Origin of the sequence: Halobacillus sp. SY10, from assembly GCF_045401165.1 — a bacterium.
In the GTDB taxonomy this organism is placed as follows: Bacteria; Bacillota; Bacilli; order Bacillales; family Halobacillaceae; genus Halobacillus; species Halobacillus aidingensis.
In genome coordinates this window covers 472,616-491,921 of sequence record NZ_CP174345.1, presented here as the reverse complement: position 1 = coordinate 491,921, position 19,306 = coordinate 472,616, and the positions used below count along the sequence as shown (strand labels likewise).

Annotated in this window: 16 protein-coding genes; all 16 read right to left on the bottom strand. The window is 39.0% G+C overall.

Annotation, left to right across the window (positions count from 1 at the left end):
* Window positions 1-261: 261 nt before the first annotated feature.
* On the bottom strand, window positions 262-4,050 hold the full coding sequence (locus tag ACJA3J_RS02630) for a hypothetical protein (protein ID WP_406945433.1): 3,789 nt from the start codon (window positions 4,048-4,050) through the stop codon (window positions 262-264).
* A gap of 222 nt (window positions 4,051-4,272) precedes the next feature.
* On the bottom strand, window positions 4,273-5,214 hold the full coding sequence (locus ACJA3J_RS02625) for a toprim domain-containing protein (protein WP_406945432.1): 942 nt from the start codon (window positions 5,212-5,214) through the stop codon (window positions 4,273-4,275).
* A 58-nt stretch (window positions 5,215-5,272) separates the two neighbouring features.
* On the bottom strand, window positions 5,273-6,766 hold the full coding sequence (locus ACJA3J_RS02620) for an ImmA/IrrE family metallo-endopeptidase (RefSeq protein WP_406945431.1): 1,494 nt from the start codon (window positions 6,764-6,766) through the stop codon (window positions 5,273-5,275).
* Entirely contained in the window at window positions 6,753-7,034 is a 282-nt protein-coding gene (locus ACJA3J_RS02615) for a hypothetical protein (RefSeq protein WP_406945430.1), read from the bottom strand. The genes ACJA3J_RS02620 and ACJA3J_RS02615 overlap by 14 nt, the downstream gene beginning before the upstream one ends.
* Window positions 7,035-7,074: 40 nt before the next feature.
* Window positions 7,075-7,503: a hypothetical protein gene (locus ACJA3J_RS02610; protein ID WP_406945429.1), complete on the bottom strand. Its 429-nt coding sequence runs from the start codon at window positions 7,501-7,503 to the stop codon at window positions 7,075-7,077.
* A 10-nt stretch (window positions 7,504-7,513) separates the two neighbouring features.
* Window positions 7,514-8,677: a MobP2 family relaxase gene (mobP2, locus tag ACJA3J_RS02605; RefSeq protein WP_406945428.1), complete on the bottom strand. Its 1,164-nt coding sequence runs from the start codon at window positions 8,675-8,677 to the stop codon at window positions 7,514-7,516.
* Window positions 8,674-8,931 (bottom strand): hypothetical protein, encoded by a 258-nt coding sequence (locus ACJA3J_RS02600; protein ID WP_406945427.1) that lies wholly within the window; start codon window positions 8,929-8,931, stop codon window positions 8,674-8,676. Before ACJA3J_RS02600 ends, mobP2 begins: the two co-directional genes overlap by 4 nt.
* A gap of 250 nt (window positions 8,932-9,181) precedes the next feature.
* Complete coding sequence (locus ACJA3J_RS02595; protein WP_153464174.1) at window positions 9,182-10,045, bottom strand: hypothetical protein; 864 nt, start codon at window positions 10,043-10,045, stop codon at window positions 9,182-9,184.
* A complete protein-coding gene (locus tag ACJA3J_RS02590; RefSeq protein WP_153464172.1) occupies window positions 10,042-10,620 on the bottom strand; it encodes a hypothetical protein in 579 nt (192 codons plus the stop codon). The genes ACJA3J_RS02595 and ACJA3J_RS02590 overlap by 4 nt, the downstream gene beginning before the upstream one ends.
* 15 nt (window positions 10,621-10,635) lie before the next feature.
* Complete coding sequence (locus ACJA3J_RS02585) at window positions 10,636-11,736, bottom strand: lysozyme family protein (RefSeq protein WP_153464169.1); 1,101 nt, start codon at window positions 11,734-11,736, stop codon at window positions 10,636-10,638.
* Between the two features lie 2 nt (window positions 11,737-11,738).
* Window positions 11,739-13,661 (bottom strand): VirB4 family type IV secretion system protein, encoded by a 1,923-nt coding sequence (locus ACJA3J_RS02580; protein ID WP_153464167.1) that lies wholly within the window; start codon window positions 13,659-13,661, stop codon window positions 11,739-11,741.
* A gap of 3 nt (window positions 13,662-13,664) precedes the next feature.
* Complete coding sequence (locus ACJA3J_RS02575) at window positions 13,665-14,324, bottom strand: hypothetical protein (RefSeq protein ID WP_153464164.1); 660 nt, start codon at window positions 14,322-14,324, stop codon at window positions 13,665-13,667.
* A complete protein-coding gene (locus ACJA3J_RS02570) occupies window positions 14,325-14,501 on the bottom strand; it encodes a hypothetical protein (protein WP_153464161.1) in 177 nt (58 codons plus the stop codon).
* 11 nt (window positions 14,502-14,512) lie between these two features.
* Window positions 14,513-14,827, bottom strand: coding sequence for a DUF5592 family protein (locus ACJA3J_RS02565; RefSeq protein ID WP_153464159.1), 315 nt, complete (start codon window positions 14,825-14,827; stop codon window positions 14,513-14,515).
* 35 nt (window positions 14,828-14,862) lie between these two features.
* Entirely contained in the window at window positions 14,863-16,773 is a 1,911-nt protein-coding gene (locus tag ACJA3J_RS02560) for a pLS20_p028 family conjugation system transmembrane protein (protein ID WP_153464154.1), read from the bottom strand.
* Window positions 16,774-16,804: 31 nt separating this feature from the next.
* Window positions 16,805-19,294, bottom strand: coding sequence for a VirD4-like conjugal transfer protein, CD1115 family (locus ACJA3J_RS02555; RefSeq protein WP_406945426.1), 2,490 nt, complete (start codon window positions 19,292-19,294; stop codon window positions 16,805-16,807).
* Window positions 19,295-19,306: the final 12 nt, after the last annotated feature.

Here is a 19,306-nt window from a genome sequence, read left to right as displayed (position 1 = left end):
TTAATACTTAGACTACCTCCTTCGATGAGGGGTAAATAAGGAATCTCCAACGTCATGTCGTCCATGTAATATTCAAAATTGACATGCTTTAAGGAAGACCTTTATTGAAGACCACTCATATCCATTAGAAGGTATAGCTCAAAATAGTATTTAGAATTTAAATTAAAACCACCGTAGAGTCGGTGGTTTTAATTTATTATTAAGTAGTAAAATATTGGAATACCTGTGAAACAGACCTCACTACTATAGCATTTAGCTTTTTCACTCAAATCGTTCATTTCGTTCAGTCTCTTGTTTTAATTCATTTTTTCTAATTGAATTAATTGCTTTTTCAAAATCTCTTTCTTCTAAAATCGCCCAGTTTCTCACTTTAGAATCTTGATGAGTTTTCAGTTCATTAAACAAATTTAATCTTTCTTCCATTACAACCGCTAAAGATCCACTCCAAGACCGAGGATGTAAATTAGTTTTAAAAGTATTTAAGATAGGAACAGGATCAATTGCATTATTTATTATTTTCTCTGCTAGAGAAGTCCATACTATACACCCTTCAATCTTACAATAAGGCACTATACATGCCGCTAAAGCCTGGTATCTGTCTTCAGGCTTTTCTTCACACCAGTCAACTATTACAGCTTCGTCTATATTAGGAATGGGGCCACCGTTTTCTATCAAGACACTATGAATCCTTCTTTGTAGCTGATGATCAGTTTCTAAGAAGGACTGAAGAAAAACCGTAGGTTGACTTTTGGCAATTGCCTTCAAAACTTTATTAAAATCTGTGGTATAAATATCATACTTATCATAAGATTTAATAAGCTTATGACATAAATCTTCTGTGACTTCTTTTGCTGTTTCTACAGAAAAGCATATTTCAATTACTTTAGCCAACCTATGGTTGTCTCTTTGTGTTGATTGGAATCCTTTATTGGTAAATCGATAATTTAATATCAATTGTTGACCTAAATTAGTTATATCATTACTAATAGACGCAGGAGAATGAGAATAAATTCTCATATAAAAAATATTAAGAGCTACTTCTATACCTCCCTGTTTTAAAGATATAATTCTTAACAAGTCGCAAAAATCGGTATCACTAATTGTTTCATGAGCTCTTCCATACCCTATATGATTAAATTGCGTAATTGGCGCTTTTCCAGCCCTCAAGGAGCGCTTTAGTCGAACGATACCAACTTGGTTAATTTCTACGGTAGTTTGTAACCAAGGATAAATTTCACCTAGTATATCGCTCTTTACGGCTTCATCTAAGAATTGCTCTAGAATCCCTGTATTACTTTGAGATAAACCATTTAAAAAACCACCAATAAGTTGATATACACGTGCAGATTCATCTAATTTTGACAATGTTTGCAAGATAAAACGCCAGACTTTTTCGTGGTTAACACATCCATCAGCTATTCCTTGCCCAAAGCTAAATAACGTATCGCTATGCTGACTTAAAAGGTCTGGTAGCAACTCAGCTAATATATCAGCTTCTATAACTTCGCGACCCAGCTGCCTAGAGATGTTCTGCACTTTCGTATAATCGTCCCCTGAGCTTTCTTGAACCTCACTGGCATTAATTAAGTCGAATGAATCGCTAAGAGCATATAGCCTAGCTCTATTAATAAGTGAAGATGGTTTAAGAATCTTATCTAGGTCTTTTAGTCGTGCTAAAGATTCTTCATCGATATCTTCCCCGTCATAACTAATAGTTCTTTTAACCGCTAACCAACCTTCACTCCATGGACCATTACTGTGGATTTTTTTTGCTGCCATTTCCAATTCTTCATACATACCTAGATCAGTCCACAATCCTCTAAATTTATCTCCTAATAGTTCTTTTGCTTTTATTGAAGAGGGAGAGGAAGAAACTGCTAGAGATACTGTGTAATCAATAAATAATCTAAACCAATGATAGACCTCTTCTTTATTTTTGGGTGAATAGCCATAATTTCTTGGATGAGAGCCGAAACTAAAGTCATAAGAAGAGGTAAAGCGTGTACTTTCTAACGTGGCATCCAATAAAAAATAACCTAATTCAACTTTTTCTTCGTCATTCGTTTCTATTAAGGACATTATTATTTTAAGTCTTAGCTCTGGCGTAGCATGAGTACCAGACAAATAAATATAGAAAAGGGATTTTAACAGATCTCTTATAGAATTCACATTTTCATTAGGTCTTTCAGATAACGCAAAGAGAATAAGTAGTTTTGCTGATGGTACAAACAATTCTATATCATAGGCAAGTGACCTAAGGAGTCTAGTAATGTCAATATAATTTCTATTCTTACGAGTGAAAAAGGTTTTATCTTCTGTATATTGCACCTTTTCAATTTTTGATAGTGTTAATTCAGGATTAACAGGAGCAATATTTTCAAGTATCTTTATTCCGGTTTCATCTAGGTCGTTTACATCCCCTAATAACCCTTGATCATCTAACCACCTCTCTGAAATACTAATTGCACCTTTACTTTTATGAAGATAACTTAGACGCTTAGAAAAAGACTGTAACAGCCTACCCGATCCACCTTTTTCAAACACATTACATATAAAGTCTATTGGTATATTTTCTAAAGCTCTTTGTGCAAGTTTATTAGCAATAGCATGAGGTAAAACTGCCCTCCAATTACTTCGCTGTTGAACTAAATCTCGACGAATTAATTCACTGACGTTTTCATAAAGATCTCTGATACTTACATCTGCAATTGAACTTAAAAGTCGTAACTCTATATTTGAGCCTTGCTCTGTCCTGCAATCAAAAGAATAAACTAGTGCACAGGCCTCCGCTGCTCTTATTAGTAATTTTTCTGTCTCATTTCTTTGATGAAATAGTCTATTAAATAAATCTGCGTCTCTAAGATCAGAAAGATTCTCGCCTTGCTTAACTGTATTTCCAAGAGCAATAGCTATCCTTGAGTTTCCTCCAGAAAACTCAGCAATACTTCGAGCTGATATTTTACTGATGTGCTTGAATCGAGTCAAAACAATCTTTTCAATTAAATTAGGCGAAGCTGGTTCTAACCTAAAAACTTTAGTTTCTTCAGGCTGATCTTCCCGGACATCATATTCAACTGTAATTAAACTAACGAAACTTCCGGAGGTTGAGCATATAGAGGTTAGACGCCGATGTAGATTTGGAGGACAGTTATCCACAGCAAGAATTGCAGGTTTTTTTTGAGCAACTAAACGTTCTGCAAAGTTACTAGGATCAGGAGTCGGGCTATCACTAATATCCGTATAGATTACCTGAGCTTTATCTAGTGAATTTTCTCCAACACGTTCATCGAATAGGGCTTGAAGTAGCCTTGTTTTTCCAACCCCCGAAAGGCCAACCAATCGTACTGAGGAACCCGGTTTATGAAGTACATAACGAAGTTTATTTATTCCTTCTGTAGCTGACATACCCTTTAAGTCAGTCTGAACATTACTATCATGTAAACGGACATGCTCATCAAGGATATACTCATGATCAACTCCTCCAGGAGACTTAGACCAGTTATCATAAGATCTCCACCCCTGTATAGGACGCCCTATTTTATCCCTAATCCATAAGGCAAGTGAAGGATAATTTCGAACCCATCCTGCAATCCTCTCACGGTCATAAAAGTCCACCATAAAATTCGTTTTTTTATGTTCACCCAGTGCTTCCACCATCGCTGCCCTCCTATCTTTAAGAGCGGAATCAGAAGTTGAACCCTGACTGCTAACGATAATATAAGCTCCTTTATAATCTACTAATTCTTTAATAACCTCTCTCAAGCTACCTTTCGGTCGCATTTCATTAAGAATAGATGATCTATTCATATCAGGCTTTTTAACTTGAAATCCAGTTTTTTCTTTTGGTATAAACCCATCTCGGTGAAGAGAGGTCCCCAAGTCCACTCTTACATCAATTCCTCCATCTTTAGCATTATGATGCCCTCCCCAAGTAACGCCAGCAGTAGGCAAGCCTATTTTACGAAGATCGGCTTCACAAAGAAGACCTACAAGTGCTCTTAAATCCAAATCACTTAGTTCACTAATGTCTTGTCCACTTATTTCAATCATAATAAAATCTTTACTCCCCTTTATAACAGTAATGATATCCCTCGAGTAAATAATTGGTATATGATTCTAATATATCACTTTTTTAACTAGATCTATTATATTAGATTTTGTACAAAAAGTTTTAGACATTGGTTCTAATTAAAAAGTTTGTTTAACGTGCTCTTTATCTTTATAAGGAATACACTAAAGGGTACGCAAGAAAATATCCTTCAATTGAATATCTCACCCACTCTCACGACTTGCCGGATATTTAGATAAGGAAGAGACGTATTTCCCACTTTGTATTTTTTTTAGCTCATCATTCCAATCTGTTTTTTTAGGAAACATAATATTAGACAAATCTTTTGTCATTAAATATTGGTACTTATAAGCAAACTCCCTTCCAGCCTTATCATTATCTGTACAGAAAGTTATCTGATTCACCTGATGACCTTCCTTACCCATACGTTTAATTTCATCAATCATAGTTTGACGCTTAAGCCCAGACATGGAAACTAACCGAGTGTTTTGCAGCTTCTCTTTCTTAATACTCCAATAAGACAGTGCATCAATCGGGCTTTCAAAAAGGTGGATGGAATTGGGTTTACCTATATCCAGCGAAAACCCTGCCGAACCATGGCTGTTCCTATCAATGCCTTTGAACATTCGCCCGTCTTTCATTGGAGAGGTTCCTTGGCGGTCTGCTCCTACGATCTCTCCTTGCTGCATCCACTTAAACACCACATTCCCGAGCTTGTCCTGTGCGATTAAATCTTTTTTAACAAGCCAATTGACTATGGTGGGATGAATCTTCCGCTCTTTTGTAAGATAACCTTTAGCTTTTGTCCTATCGTTCACTTCATAATGAGAAGGATATTGATAAGGCTCTTTAGGCTTTTGCTCATGAACAGTGTCTTTCACTTTATAACCTTGCTCATTCAAATCGAGAACAGCTTCTGGAAAGCTCATCCCATAAAACATTTTGGCAAAGTTAATGACTCCAGCACCTTTTTCGTCTCTAGAGTTCCAGGCATACATTTGGTCTTTAATCACTAGGCTGTCATGCACTTGGTGCCGATAGTATCTCCCCTCTTTCTTTAGTGGTTCTCCTTTACGCTCAAGATAGTCTATCAGATCCACATTCCGAGCAACCTCCACTTGGTTCGCGCTTACATGTTTAGCCATGCAGCACTTCCTCCTCTCTAAAATTAGATATAAAAAAGACAAGGAGAAAACTCCCTGCCTATCGTTCAACCTCTACTTTTTCTTTTTGCTTATCCTTCTGCTGAAACGTCTCATTACGCTCCTTTCCATTCTTTATTTCTGAAGTGGTGCTATCTTTTTCTTTCTCTTCATGGAACTCTCGGTCCAACTTACTTTCGATTTGAGATAGTCGCTGCTCTCCACGATCCGTTAAAGGCAGCTCTTTTAATTCTTGAAGAGATTCCTTCTTAAGCTGGTACACTTCCTCCTTACTATGAGTATCTTGGAAAGCACGCATCTGATTTAAACGTTCTTGCCTGTCATTGTTTTCTTCTTTATCCAATTCTTTTCCGACGGTCGGTTCAATAAAGTTCATGAGCTCTTTTTTATATGCATCTTTGAAGTCTTGATGAGAATATTCCTCTTCAGCCTTTTCTTCCTTACCAAACGGCCCGCTATCCTTCTCAGCTTTGCTCACTTGGCTTCTGTACATATCTCTAAGTTTTTCTGAGGGTAACATCTCCACTTCTTGTTTCTCCTCTTCCATTTCATGTTTTGGCTGCTTAACACTCATAGTTTTCTCCCCTTCCTTCTCTTGGCCCATGGATTCTTCAATGGTTGTAATAAATTCTTTAGCTGTTGACTGAACCTCTTGTAATAAGCTTTCATGATCTTTAAATTCATGATCCTTGGTCCAGTGATGCAGATAATCTAATGAGTAGTCACTGGTATCAATATTGAAATAAGAGGAAACCGTATAAGCTGTCATTTCCGCCTGAAATTCTTTCTCTGGTTTGGAGTAGTCATTTATGTTTTTCTTTGTGTGAAGTTTGGCATGAGTCAGTTCATGTAACAGAGTTTTTGTATCTTGACGCTCAGAGTTACGCGGATTCAGAGCCACTTCTCCTTTCCCGGTGTAACTTACTCCTTTCGCTGCCCCTAACTCTTCATAAGGCTCCACAATTTGAATATTGTTTTTATCAGCTATAGCCTCCATCCCTTTACGAAGTTGACTGTAGTTTTCAACCTTTCCATCAATCCATTTGTTAGGAAAGATTTGAGGCAGATCCTTTTGAGTAGCCGTTGTCTGGGAAACATCAAATACACTCCCGGTAGAATAAACAAGACGGCCATCTCGTTTGTCGAGTTGACCGTCTTTGACTTGTTGCTTTTCTGTTTTCGTTGCATATTTCAAGGGTTTCCATTCGCCCTCTTCATTTTGAAACTGCTTACCTAACAGATTGGGCACGAGAACCTTTAGACTTTTCTCTCCTTTGTTTACGGAAAACCCTTTTTCTTTCCAGAAGGCGTAAGAACCTACAGCTTCAGCACCTGGAAACTGAGAATCGATTAACGCTGTATTGCGTGGAGAATATCGGTGGAACTTTCCCATAAAATCTAGATATTCTTTCATTTGTTTAGGAGAATGAAAGTGCTGAGAAATACTTTCTTCCATCCCCTCTGTCAGTCGATTGATCTCTTCTTTGACCTTTTCCGGTGATTTCTGTTTATAGAATTGTTTAGTCTTCGCCATGATCTTCAGCTCCTTCACTGATGTTCATGAGTTCTTCCATTTCTTCCTCATCGTAATTGGGTTCTGTATTTAATATCAGTTCCTTTGTTTTCTTATGAAAAGGAATGAGTAGATTCTCTTGATTCACTAAATGTTGCTCAAGATCATCCATTTCCTCAGCACTTAACGTTAAGGTATATTCATGGTGGCCCACGTCCATCACGAGCTCATTATTTTCACTTAAACGCTTAAACACACCTACTTCATAATTACTATTAAACATCAGCATTCCTTCCACTCCTTTGTTGGATAATTACTCATTCATACCATTAGCTTGATGCTGGTTGAGTCTCTCCGGCACTTATTCTCTTCTGACGCTGATGACTGATCCTTTCTTCCACCGCTTGTTTCGCATCCTTCATTGCTTGGCTTTCAAAGATTGGCGTGGTAACACAACTTTCTAAGTTCTGATCCATCGCAAAACCATTCATTAATTCTAGAAGGACTTGTGTATTTTTATCGCTTCGATTGGCTGCTAACCGCAACCGTTTCATCTCTTCAGAAAACACGTCTTGAAAATGTTGAGCCATCAAACTCATGAGATATTCTTGTGATTGTTCCTTCGCATTCTTTGCTTCCCATTCCTCAATCATACGATCCAAAGCTTCACCTGGATAACGAATATGGTGCTGTTCTTGATACTCTTTAATTAACGCAATTGTCTCTTCATGCAACGTGACATTTTGACGTTTTCTCATTCATGACCCCCTACCTTTCTCTTTCGATTTCTCGTTCCAACTTTTGATGATCCAAGTCATTGATAAACTGGTCATACGTTTGCCCCAACGAACGTTGAATACTTCTCAAGGAACGTTGCAATTGAATCCCGGAAGGCATGGAATTATAAGGGGCATTTGTATTGGTAGTTTGTCTAGGATACTGCTGACGATCGTACCGTTTCATTTCTTGTAAGAAAGCATTGCCCATTCGTTTATAGAGGTCATCCAACTTGTTTTGTTTGTAATGCTGATATCGCTTCTTATCCTTAGGTCCATCCCCATAGGCTTGTTTTAATTCGTTGACTTCTTGATCCAATTTTTCATGTAGCTGGTTCATATCTTTGGCGTGATACTTATCTAAATACCTTGTCGTTAGTTCATCAATCTTCGGTCGAATAGGATTCAGCGTTTGATAGCCATAGTGCCACTGTCGCTTATCCTTAGGCAAGTGATTATACACGTCGAGAAACAAAGGTTTCATTTCTCTATTGCTCCATCTCATGCTGCTATTCTCTTTCTTTGAACTTACGATATGGTCACGGATCAACGAGTTGATTTGATTTCGTTCTTGTGTTCGATCTAACAATCCATTAACCACTTCACTTTTCATCGCGTTTAGAGTTTTCGGCTTCCTCTTACCACGTTCACGAGTCGGGTTTGGTTCGACGGTGGCCACATGAATATGAATGTTATCGGTGTTATAGTGAATGGCCGCCGACCAAACAGCACTCTCTTGTAGTCCCTCTTTTTTCATCATGGCCTGCATGGATTTTCTTGTCACTTGCTTCAAAGCATCTTCATCTAAGGTGTGTGTCTTTGAATCATAAACGCCTCGGTTTTGAAGCCAATCATTATCAAACGTAATGACGTCCTGCCACATGATACTGTTCTTCTTTTGAGCTTGTTCAAACAAAGATTTAATACCCTGCTTTCCTTCCACCGATAAATTGTCCGACTGCTGAGTAAACAAAGCAGATGTTTTATCTGGATCGTCCATATAGTGATTATATAAACTAAACATGGACCGATGAGCATCCCCCTTTCCTTTGGCCTCTTCACGGTCCACGTATTGCACATAATCTTGGAATCCTTTTTTATTTGCGGTCACGAATTTTGTTTTTAAAACCACTCCAGGCGTTACGGTTTCACTCATGCTTCTTCACCTGGTTCTTCAATCTGCAAGAGATCATTCATTTCTTGAATCGCTGTATAACAATGAGCCATCGTTTGAATGTTTCGACCGACTAATTGCTGGAGTCTTTGTTCACGATTGTTCTCTTCTTGAAAGACAGCCAACTGATGCAACTGAGCATGTAAAAACTCTTGCCGACTTAATCCTTTTTCTTCCGCAAGTTCGTCAATGCGTTGAACGGTTTTCAGATCCATATAACGAATTCTTACTTCCATTACCATCACTCCTTTTGATGAAGGTCCTAAAACTAGTGAATAAAGAGAAGAGCATAAGGGGTTTTTGTTCCCACTTGGCGTGTGAATCCCGGCAGAGCCGGGCAAAACGAGGGAACAAGAAAATCTCCAGATGTGCGGTCGCTGTGAGGCTAAAACAGGAACGTTCATTCGTGTATTCGCCGTGATGTGTGGTCCCTGCACAGGAGATGTGCGGCCCCTGTGTTGTCCTTAATAACAACCTTCGTCCTTTTTAGTTCGAAATCATTTCTCTTTTTTCTTCTAACATCTCAATCTTTTCAACGATGGTTTGAATAGTTAGTTCATGTTCAGCTGCCTCTTGATTGATCTGGTCTTTCTCATTTTCTAGGTGATGAATTCTAGCCTCCGTTTGCTTTTTCTCTTCCTCCGTTTCGTAAAGAAGCTCTGATTCTAATTCAACGGTTTTCTGTTCAATTTCTCTGATTCGTTCATCGATCATTTGAATACTTTCCTTCTTCTCTTTTATTGTTTCTTTTGCCTCTTCGATCTGTTCAGATACAGCAGCCACTTCATATTTCTGCTCCGTTAAGATGGTTAATTGTTTGTCCATTTCCACTCTACGTTGATCTGTATAAATACGTGCCAGCTCTTTCTTTTCCTCACCCCCTTTCAAGGAATTTTGAGTACTCTCTTGCGTTAAAAGCGTATTGGCATTTTCCTTATTTAAATCTAAGGCCATTACATCAAAGGAAGGACTTACCTGTTGGATGCTAATGACATATCTGCTTTCATCGTTATACTCAACGTGCGTTGGTAAATCGCGTTTTGGATGCTCTTTTTCCTGAGCCGTGAAGCTTAACTTTTCATCTAATAAAGTGGTTGATTTATTAAGGTTTAAGGTGACAACCATCAACTTTTTCGTTGGATTATAAACCCAGTCTTTTATGGTCAGTTCGCCTGATCCTTGTAAGTTCAGAGGTTCATTGACAGGCGTTTGTTGAACTTTACTCTGCTCTTCATCACCAAATATAAAACCAGAAAACAAGAAAAAAAGAAGCGCCATAGCCATGACGCTTAATCCAATAAGATATTTTTTTGAGGTTCCTTCCGTGATGTGTTTCGTTTGTTTCTTCATGAATAGCCCTCCTCTTCTACGTCTTGAAAATCTGTTATTATCCAGTGCCCTTCTTCTCTATGAGCATTTATTCTGAGGAACACAGGAGACACCTGTTTTTGATCGCTCTGTAAAGAATAGAGCGTGTGTTTAAACTTAACTAATACGCTAGCTTTATTGTTTGTGAGATTACCTGTTTTGATGAATATTTCTACTTCATCCGCCTCCGTTTTCCTGTCTCCTTTATAGGTATCTGTAGGAAAGAAGGTTGCAGCTAAATCTTTACTCATCACCTTGTGTGCTTCTTTTTTCCTTTCTTGGTATGTCTCTTTATCCTGTGTAAAAGCAACCTCTATAAACACAGAAACCTGCTTCACTAAAGCGTCATATCTCGCTTGAATGTCAGCAGGTTCCTGTTTTTGTAACGTCATCTCTAATTCGGTTTTTTCTTCCATAACCTTTTCGTTTTTCACCTTTAATTGATGCAAGCTTTCCTGTAGATCATCACTCGATGCTGTGCGTGCAGCATATATGTTAACCGATGTGAGAACGATTAACAGAACGACAAACAGGACAAAAAGAACACGTCTATTCATCAACGTTCTCCTTTCTTAGAGCCCAAGATAAGGGGCAGGATTCACATCAGAACGATACTGTTTTTTGGTCCGAACTTCAAAATGTAGATGGGGACCTGTAGAGTTTCCTGTCGAACCACACTTGCCTACTTTTGTTCCTTTTTGAATCATCTCCCCGTTTTGTACACTTATCGTATACAAATGAGCATAGTGACTATAAAGTCCCTCATCATGTTTCACAAGAACGTTATTTCCATATCCAGAGTTTTTTCTTACCACTTCAACCACTTGACCGTTATCTACGCTTTGAATAGGCGTTACGGCGTTCGTACAAGCAAAATCAATACCTCTATGCATGTCCGGTGTACCATCAAAGGGATCTGAGCGCATTCCGTAATTAGATGTTTGTGTGAGTGCTCCTTCAACGGGCATAACCCAATCTCCTGTTGGTTGTAAATCTGCTTCAATAACTCCGCCTTTAAGGTAACTTAAAACAGCCTCAACATAACCAATATCCCCATAACAAGCTCCTGTTTCTGCCGACTCAGGTCTAATGCAGGTATACATGCCTGTATGCTTCAATTTCTGGTACTTCATTCTTGAAAATTCGATCGCTAACTCTTTGCTGTATTCTCCATTGTTGTGTTCGTTTGCGTAATCAATAAACCCTCCACCGAAGTTATAAGCTTGGAGGGTTAGCTTAATATCTCCCCCTGCTTTATCCAGCATTTCAGAGAAGTATCGGATCCCGACATTAATACTTCTTTCAGGATCCTCTATCGTGTTTGGAGGTAGACCGAGAGACTCACTTGCTTGCATCACATCATCCAGACGTCCACCAGATTCCTGCATCGTTTTGGCCAAGAGAAGCTCCACATACTTGGACACCCCATACTTTTCAGCATATTCTTCAAACAAAGGACGGTACTCTTCTAGTGCGGCTGAAACTTGCGCTGTTCCATTTACCACATCAATGGACCTCACGTCCTCACTGGAGGAAGACTTTTGATAACCGATCAACCCTGTAATGACTGAAGCATACAAAAGCATTTGTAGAAGGAAAAGAGCTACCAGAATACCAATCAACCAAAGCCATACTTTCCGAGGGACTAACCCCAGGAGGAGGGACCAAGGCATCCTTATGCACCTCCTCCAAACAAGGCTAATTCTTCGTCCGATACCTCTACCTTGAAACGAATGTTTTCAACCGCACGGATGCTTAACATCGTCTCCCCTGTTTGTAGGTAAGGGATATCTTTTAATTCACTTTGGCTTAACTGCCCCATGAATATTTGCTGCATCATCTCTAAGTTGTTACTATCTTGCTGCATAATAATTTTGTATTGGGTCAGTTCAAAAAGCTTCTTGATTTCCTCTACCATACTCTGATCCGAACCCTCAGGAACAAAATCACGGATGGTGTGACTGGCATAGAGAAGAGCACCAAAATACTTCCTGGCCTCTCGGCTAAACTTTGTAAGAAAATCAAGAGCACTCTCACTTTTCTTCTTTGTATTAATGATGTGGTGAGCTTCATCCATCAAGATGAGATATCGTACAGCGTCTTCAAAAGCTAATTCTCCTCGATTATAAGCATCAAACTGAGGTGAACCGTTCGTTAGCATGGAGTCCCACAGGAGGTTGAGTACATTAAACAATTGCGCTTGGAAAACCTCTGCCCTCATTTGCGATAGGCCCCTAAGGGTAAACGTAACGACCTGTTGCTCATCAAAGTGTTCGATGGTTGATACTCCATTGAAGAGATGCGCGTAAGTCTCTACAAGGTTACGAATGTTTAATTCGATGCTTTCCAGGCGTCGTTTCCTTTCCTGACTCAACTTCTCCTTTTGCTTCCCTTCCTTGATATTTTCATAGAGTTGTTCTTCGATAAAGGCAAGAAAATCGGTGAAGATAGGGTACTCATGGACAGAAAGTTCGGTTATATTTGAATTTGAATCATCGTTCCATAAGCCAAGCTTTTCATAGAGCTTTCTTAATAGATTTTCATATTCTTTTAGTTCACTATCATTCGCTTCAGGTGCTAAGAATTTATAGAATGTCGTCAATTTGGATAAATGCTGAGTAAAGGACGTATATTCGTCCTCTGCCGTTCGATACACCTGCAAAGGGTTGATGACCCCATCTGAACCATCGAGAGCAATCTGCTTCCCACCTAAAGCTTCCGTTAACTCCACAAATTCTCCTGTGACATCAAACGTCCGGACCTTATATCCTTTAATCGCATTATCCAGCATGATCTTCTTAAGAGTAGTAGATTTTCCTGCCCCCATCGCTCCTACCATGACTCCGTTATAACTTTTACGCTGCTGATCTCTATGAAAAAGATCAAAGACGACGTTTCCTCCTGTGAGTGTCGTTCCATAGAATGTACCGTAAGGATCGTTTAAGCTAGTAAAATGAAAAGGAAAGCCACCAGCTAACCCTAATGCGGGTATCGGATGACCTTCCCTTTTGTTTCGATAAGTGGATTGTTCTGTATAATTCGTGAGTAGTGATTTCCATTCGAATTCCTGTTCGTTTAAGAAGATAGATCCTCGAAAATTCTCGTCCTGTAAAGTCGATAAGACGACTTTCACTTTGTCTTCCAGCTCTTCTCTTGTTGGTGCACTTACATAATGCCTAAGGTGAACACGTTTAACGATCTCTCCTTCTTCAGACACCTGATTGTACAGCTGCCGCAAATCATCGTAGTTATTTTGCGCTTCTATGATTCCTGCATTATCTTTTTCATTAATCATTCTGGAACTCTGTTCAGCCATCCCTTTGTTCAAACCATCTCGAACTTTGTAACGATCGTCAGAGACAATATCCATCGTAGTAATGACATTCTCCATATTGAAAATAGGCTCTAACCAAAAATCTGAAACATTTTTAGGGAAGGAATAGACATGGACACAAACTTCATAACCGTCTCCTTTCCGGGTGAAGGTTTCGTGAAATTTAATTCCTCCTTGCGGTTGAATATGGGCCAGTAAGAAAGGGTTATATCCTTTTTCTTGTGTTTCTTCGGCATCACTTTTCTTCTTTAAAAATGAGAACATTCCTTAACCCCTCTTTTCTAATTTAGAATTTTGATTGTTTAGCTTATAGAGCAAATCAAGCTTCTTTTCATCGGTTAACTCAATGACCGGAGCGACTCGCCCAAGATAACGCCGACAATTGTTTCTATACTCAGCAAGCTGTTTAAGGCTAGTCGCGTAAATATATAAATAAAATTCTCTATTCGTCCGGTAGGTCTCTAAAAAATGCAGCTCCTCTCTTTTTCTAATTAAAAAGCGTTCATATAGAGGAGCTTTGTTTTGAGCAATCTTGTAATTAATCGCATCCAGTTGTTTTTTCATATTAACCGGAAAATTCATAGATACGATCTTGATATCCGGCGCATACGATTGAAAGAACTTGGCCATCTTCATGATGTCGTATTCGGTTTCCTGGGTAGATGGAGAATAAATATCCTTACTCTGAAGTTGTACCACGTCCATATAGCCCCCATCTCCTTTTAATTGAAAGGATCCTTCCTCGGTCATGTCTTGAATGGGAAGAACCTCAGCTATGGACGGAATGGCCACCTCTCTCTTTTTCTTTTTAACTTTCGACCTTTGCAGCTTCTTGTTTTTCTCAGTAGTTTTTCGTTCATCAAAAAGAGCCATTTTTTCGGAATTGTCTTCTTTAAAGAAAGGGTGGCCTTTCTTATTCTTCTTCATTTAAAGTCCTCCCTCATTTTTCTTTCCTGCTACTTCATGAATCAGGTCAAAAAATACGCCGACCGTCTCATGCTCCCATCCAGACAACCACCGAATCTTCCGTGCTTCTATTTTTGTTAAGTCTCGTCCAAGCTGTTCTTCAAGAAGTGCCTTAAACTTTTGAAACATATTCTTCATCATTTAACTCTTCATATTTGATCACCATTCCTACCATCCTCCCGTTCTTTTTTATCGATGGCACAATAAGCAATTCGGTCCCTTGTGACAGCTAAGAACAAGGCTTTGACCATACGGAGTTTAGGGTTCGTTTTGGGGCGGATTAACCAAGCAACCATCAATATGATCCAAAAAATCGCATAGTACCAAACGAATGAAGAATGAACGACATATCGGAATGTAAAGCCTATGCCGCCTAAGATGAGTACCACAAGTAAGTCTGTAAGATAAAATAAACGGTTGATCTTCAACTCACTTCCAATTTCGGATGGTATCTTGTATTGCAATAAAAACCCTCCTTCATAAAAAAACGCGAACCAAGTTAAGACTCAGGCCCGCGTTTCTTAATTTTATTTATCCAGTTCTCTGTAGTGTTTCGAGATAAGTTATACGTCCGTTTTGCACTCTGAATCTTAGGATTATGATTGAATCGCTCACCAAGGCGATCTTTCATATAATTCCCTATCGTTCGCTGCTCTGTTCTATATTGATTCGGCATCGGAATGTCATCTGTACTTTCTGGAGCTTTCACACCTGATGTTTCTGTTTTTGTGCTTGCAGCTATTTGGTCTGTCTCTTCCTTAGGTTCATTATCGTTCGCATCTAAACGTTCGCTTCCTTTTTCACTACTACCTATATTTCCTTGTCTTGTTTCTTTCATAGGTTTATTAGATAAAGTTTGCTCATAGCTGTGGTTTGGAGATGGGACATCCAATCCTCCTGGGGAGCCTTCTTGTAGAGAGGCCATAGAGGATCTCTTCTCCGGAGAAGGCTGTGATTGCCCCTGATTTTCATGGGTAGCAGGACTATTTATTTCCTCAGATCTTCTGGTTTCCTTTCCTTCCAAAGAACCTTTTTGGCTTTTCTGATTGTATGTCATTGGACTTGGCTCTTTCTTTTGCGAGTTTCCTTGAATTCTATTTCCTTCTTTTGAAGAGAAACTAGATGACGGATCACTTTTTCCATTTGTCTGCGCTTTTCCTTCACCTTTGCGCCCATAGATACCAGCGACTGCTCCAGCTGTTCCGGCACCTGTATTCATCAAGGCTGATACACCACCACTTGTAATAGCTCCTGCAGCTTTCTTCACGGGAGGTCCGAGTGTTTTAGAAGCTAGGTAACCACCCATCGCAACATGCCAGGCATTTTTCAATCCAGCATCTATTCCAAAGAGTTTTTGCACGATATTAGGACCATCAATGACAGCCAAACTTCCTGCAGTTAAAGCAATCAGATACCCAAGTCCTTCAAGATTATTATTTATAAAAGTTGTGTAATACATATACACACGTAAGCTTAAGAAAATCATGATAAGCGAAGCAAAAATGCTTCCAATATTCTTAATGATCGCTTTCAATCGCTGGCCCGTGGATATATCAGAATACGCCATAATTAGCGCCACGATATGATTAAAGCCAAGCTCAAAACAGAGCTTGGCTACTTTAATCGATATTAATATCATGGTAAAAGCCATCACGGAAAGAGTTACGATGGCAGTAAACCAATCCACATGCCACCTGTAATAATTTTCTGGAAGAAAATCAAACAGCCCGCTCTTGCCTAACTCAACAAGTCCTTCTTCACCATTTGATTCTAACCCTACCTTATTCATTACGATTTCTTTCCCTTTAGATGTGAGTTGGTCTCCATTTGCTTTTTCGAATTCCTTAGTCATCGTCTCATTTATAGAAATTTTATCAATGTTACTAGGAGCAACATGGTGCCGGTTTTCCACTTCTGGGTCTTCCCATCCATATTCATCATAGACAGAAATATCCGTAATATGGTCTTCCATTACTCGATCAGAAGTGGTAAAAGAATCTGTTTGTACTTTCGCTACGTCCATTGCATCTCCAGTAAAGTCATTAACTTTCCCCATTCCAAAAGACAACAGAGTAATCGTCATGATCGATATAAATAGGTTCATTGGAATGTCAGATCGATTCTTTTCTTTATTAAAGATTAATCGAAAGCCGATCATTCCCAATGAAATGGCCAGCATGATATAGAGAACAGGCTGGATGGTTTCGAGAAAGTTAGTCACGGGATCGCTCGAAAAGAAATCCGTTAAGGTTAAGACCTGATCAACCATTCCTTCCAGACCATCAACAATCATTTTCAAGAATAATATCGTTCCCCACCCTACGATCCTTAACCCAGATGTAAAGATATTATTCGTTGATAAGACTTCGGAAAACCTTAACAATATCTCTAACAGCTCTTCATCGGACACTCCATCACCACCTTTATTATTTTTCCATTTTTCATCCCTGCTCCACTGGTGTTTCCTGTTCTTCAATTAACTTATCTATTTGTTTGCGAATGTGACTATACACTTGTCGGTTAATTTCTTCATGATCACCTAAAAGCTTTAAGTTATAAAGAAAAGCTTCCATAGGTTCCTCATTCATTTCCTCCTCACTGTGTTCTAAATGAGGAGCAACTTGTTGATGGATCAGGGAGAATGTGCTTTTATCGAAGAACTCACCGACTTTTTCCTTCCTCCACCATTCCGTAGATTGTTCTGAATCACTGAATGGTCCATTTTGCGAGTGATTTTCCATATCCTCTACCGCCTCGTCTGTCTGTGCTTTATTAGAATAGCCAGTTTGAAAATCAATAACTAAGTCTGCTGGATGAACATGGCGGTGTGGGGTCGAAATCTCTTCTTCCGTAATGGATCTACCTGGACGGAATTCTGAACTAAGATACGTGTGAGCATATTTCATACTGTACTTTCCTGTATTATAAATAGGAAAGGCACGAATTTTTCGTCCTCTCTTATCACGTCGTAATAATACTCGGCGTACTACCGTATCTCCTTCCTCTAATTCCTGCAGTTCATTGGCCGTTAGAAGGTCTCTTCCTTCCGTACTTTCCGTTTTCGACTTATCCAGGGAAAAAGTAGATCCAGACCGCGTTTGAGTATTTAACGTTTTCTTTCCTAACTTAGAAGAAAAATAGGAAGCTGAATCATAGTCAGCACTCAATATATAAATTTCATTCCCGCAGTTACCTCGGATGGTCGCTTGTCCATCTTCTCCATACAAGTCTTTTAATTGAGCATAGGATTGAACAACTAAGTGGAAACGAATGTTTCTTCCCAAACATACCGTTATTTTATTTTCCATATCTGCTATCGCAGGCATATTTCCAAACTCATCTAACATGAAGACCACTTCTCGTAAGCATTTTTGTCCTTTGGCAATGGCTGCATTTTTTGATAATACATAATACAATTGGCTAACGAAAATAGACGGTATAGCATGAGTGGACGTATCATAATCCGGTGTGACCATAAACACTGCAATAGGCTTAGTGGAGTAAGTAATTTCTTTCACTTCCATAGTGTTGCTGGCGGACGTGTAAGAAAAATAAACCTTGCCCGTTTCTTCATCTACTTTATCAACCCGAATCGTCGAGCTATCCTTTTGAACTTCTTTATCTTTTGAAGTACCAGGAGCCGAGTTTTGAGAAATAACTAATTGATCACCGACTTCTAATGAGGTTTTAAAGTTAATGGTCCATGTCCCACTCTCACCTGATTGATTGACTTCAGTGGATCCATCCGGGAATGATATCATCACTTTGGAAAAAGGATCACCTCGCCCCTTAATACTTTGACCGAAGCCCACTCTTTTTAAATCTAAAGAGTTTTTTGCTGTCATCTTAGCTGTTTCACTCATTGTAAACTTCGTCAATCCATTCATCGCTGTCGTAAAAATGCTTGATCGAGTATTCCCTTTGGAAAAATTACTCGTTGCATATTGACCTTTCGCTACATGTGATTGGGGTAGTTCTTGGAAAAATTGATCCAATGCATTGTATTCTTGACCCTCTTCATCCATTTCATTTCTGGTCCCTAACTCTGAGAGCATGTTGGCGACCGTGTACATCGTAATTTTTTCTTCCATCCCTTCGGTTATGCTTTTCTCTGTAACCGCAAGGATCATAGCATTTACAAGTGATTTAGCTGAATCATCCCACATAGGTTCTTTAGCATTCGGATTGTGATAAAGCATATGAGTAATGGTTTCGCAAAGCGTTTGAGCTGTAGAATAATCACCATCTTTATATGATTGTTTAACCAGTTCTAGTAAATTAAAGCTCATGCTTTGCATTGGGTTCATTAAGTTTAAAACCTCAACCTCATATCCTCTTCTCTCCAGCGTCTCCCGGCTAGAAGCAAATAACTCCCCTTTGGGGTCATTGATGACTAAAGAAGGCTGATTTTCAGCACGAGTGTAAGCATCTATTGTTGGTATTACATAGGTTTGACCCTTACCACTCCTTGTCGTACCAATAATCAAATTATTGACAGGTGACGGATCAATAAAAGCTTTGTTTCCTTTTCTAGATAACACAGGGCCACCTTGACCTTTATATGGTTGCTTTCGATCAGGAATGGCCTTGTACTGTTGTTGAATTTCATTTCTAGTTGCAAATCTCTGGGAACCTTTTTCGTCCGTGCCTACGGGTTTAAAGTTACTTCTAAGTTTGTAAATCATGTGGGCTATACCGACTAAGCCGATTAAGGCCGCTATTCCATAGTAGAGAGGTTGTTCTTGCATATGAAAATCTGTCAAAAATGAAGCTTTAATTTCTATTGGTTCACTGAATTCTGGGAAAGTCTTTAAGGTTGACCACATGGCATATCCCAAATTCCATACGAAAGTACTGACCAGCATCGTGGATATAAAAAAACAGATGCTTAGGAGAATAAGCACCTGTTTTTTAGCAATGACTGATTTCAAATGAATCACCCT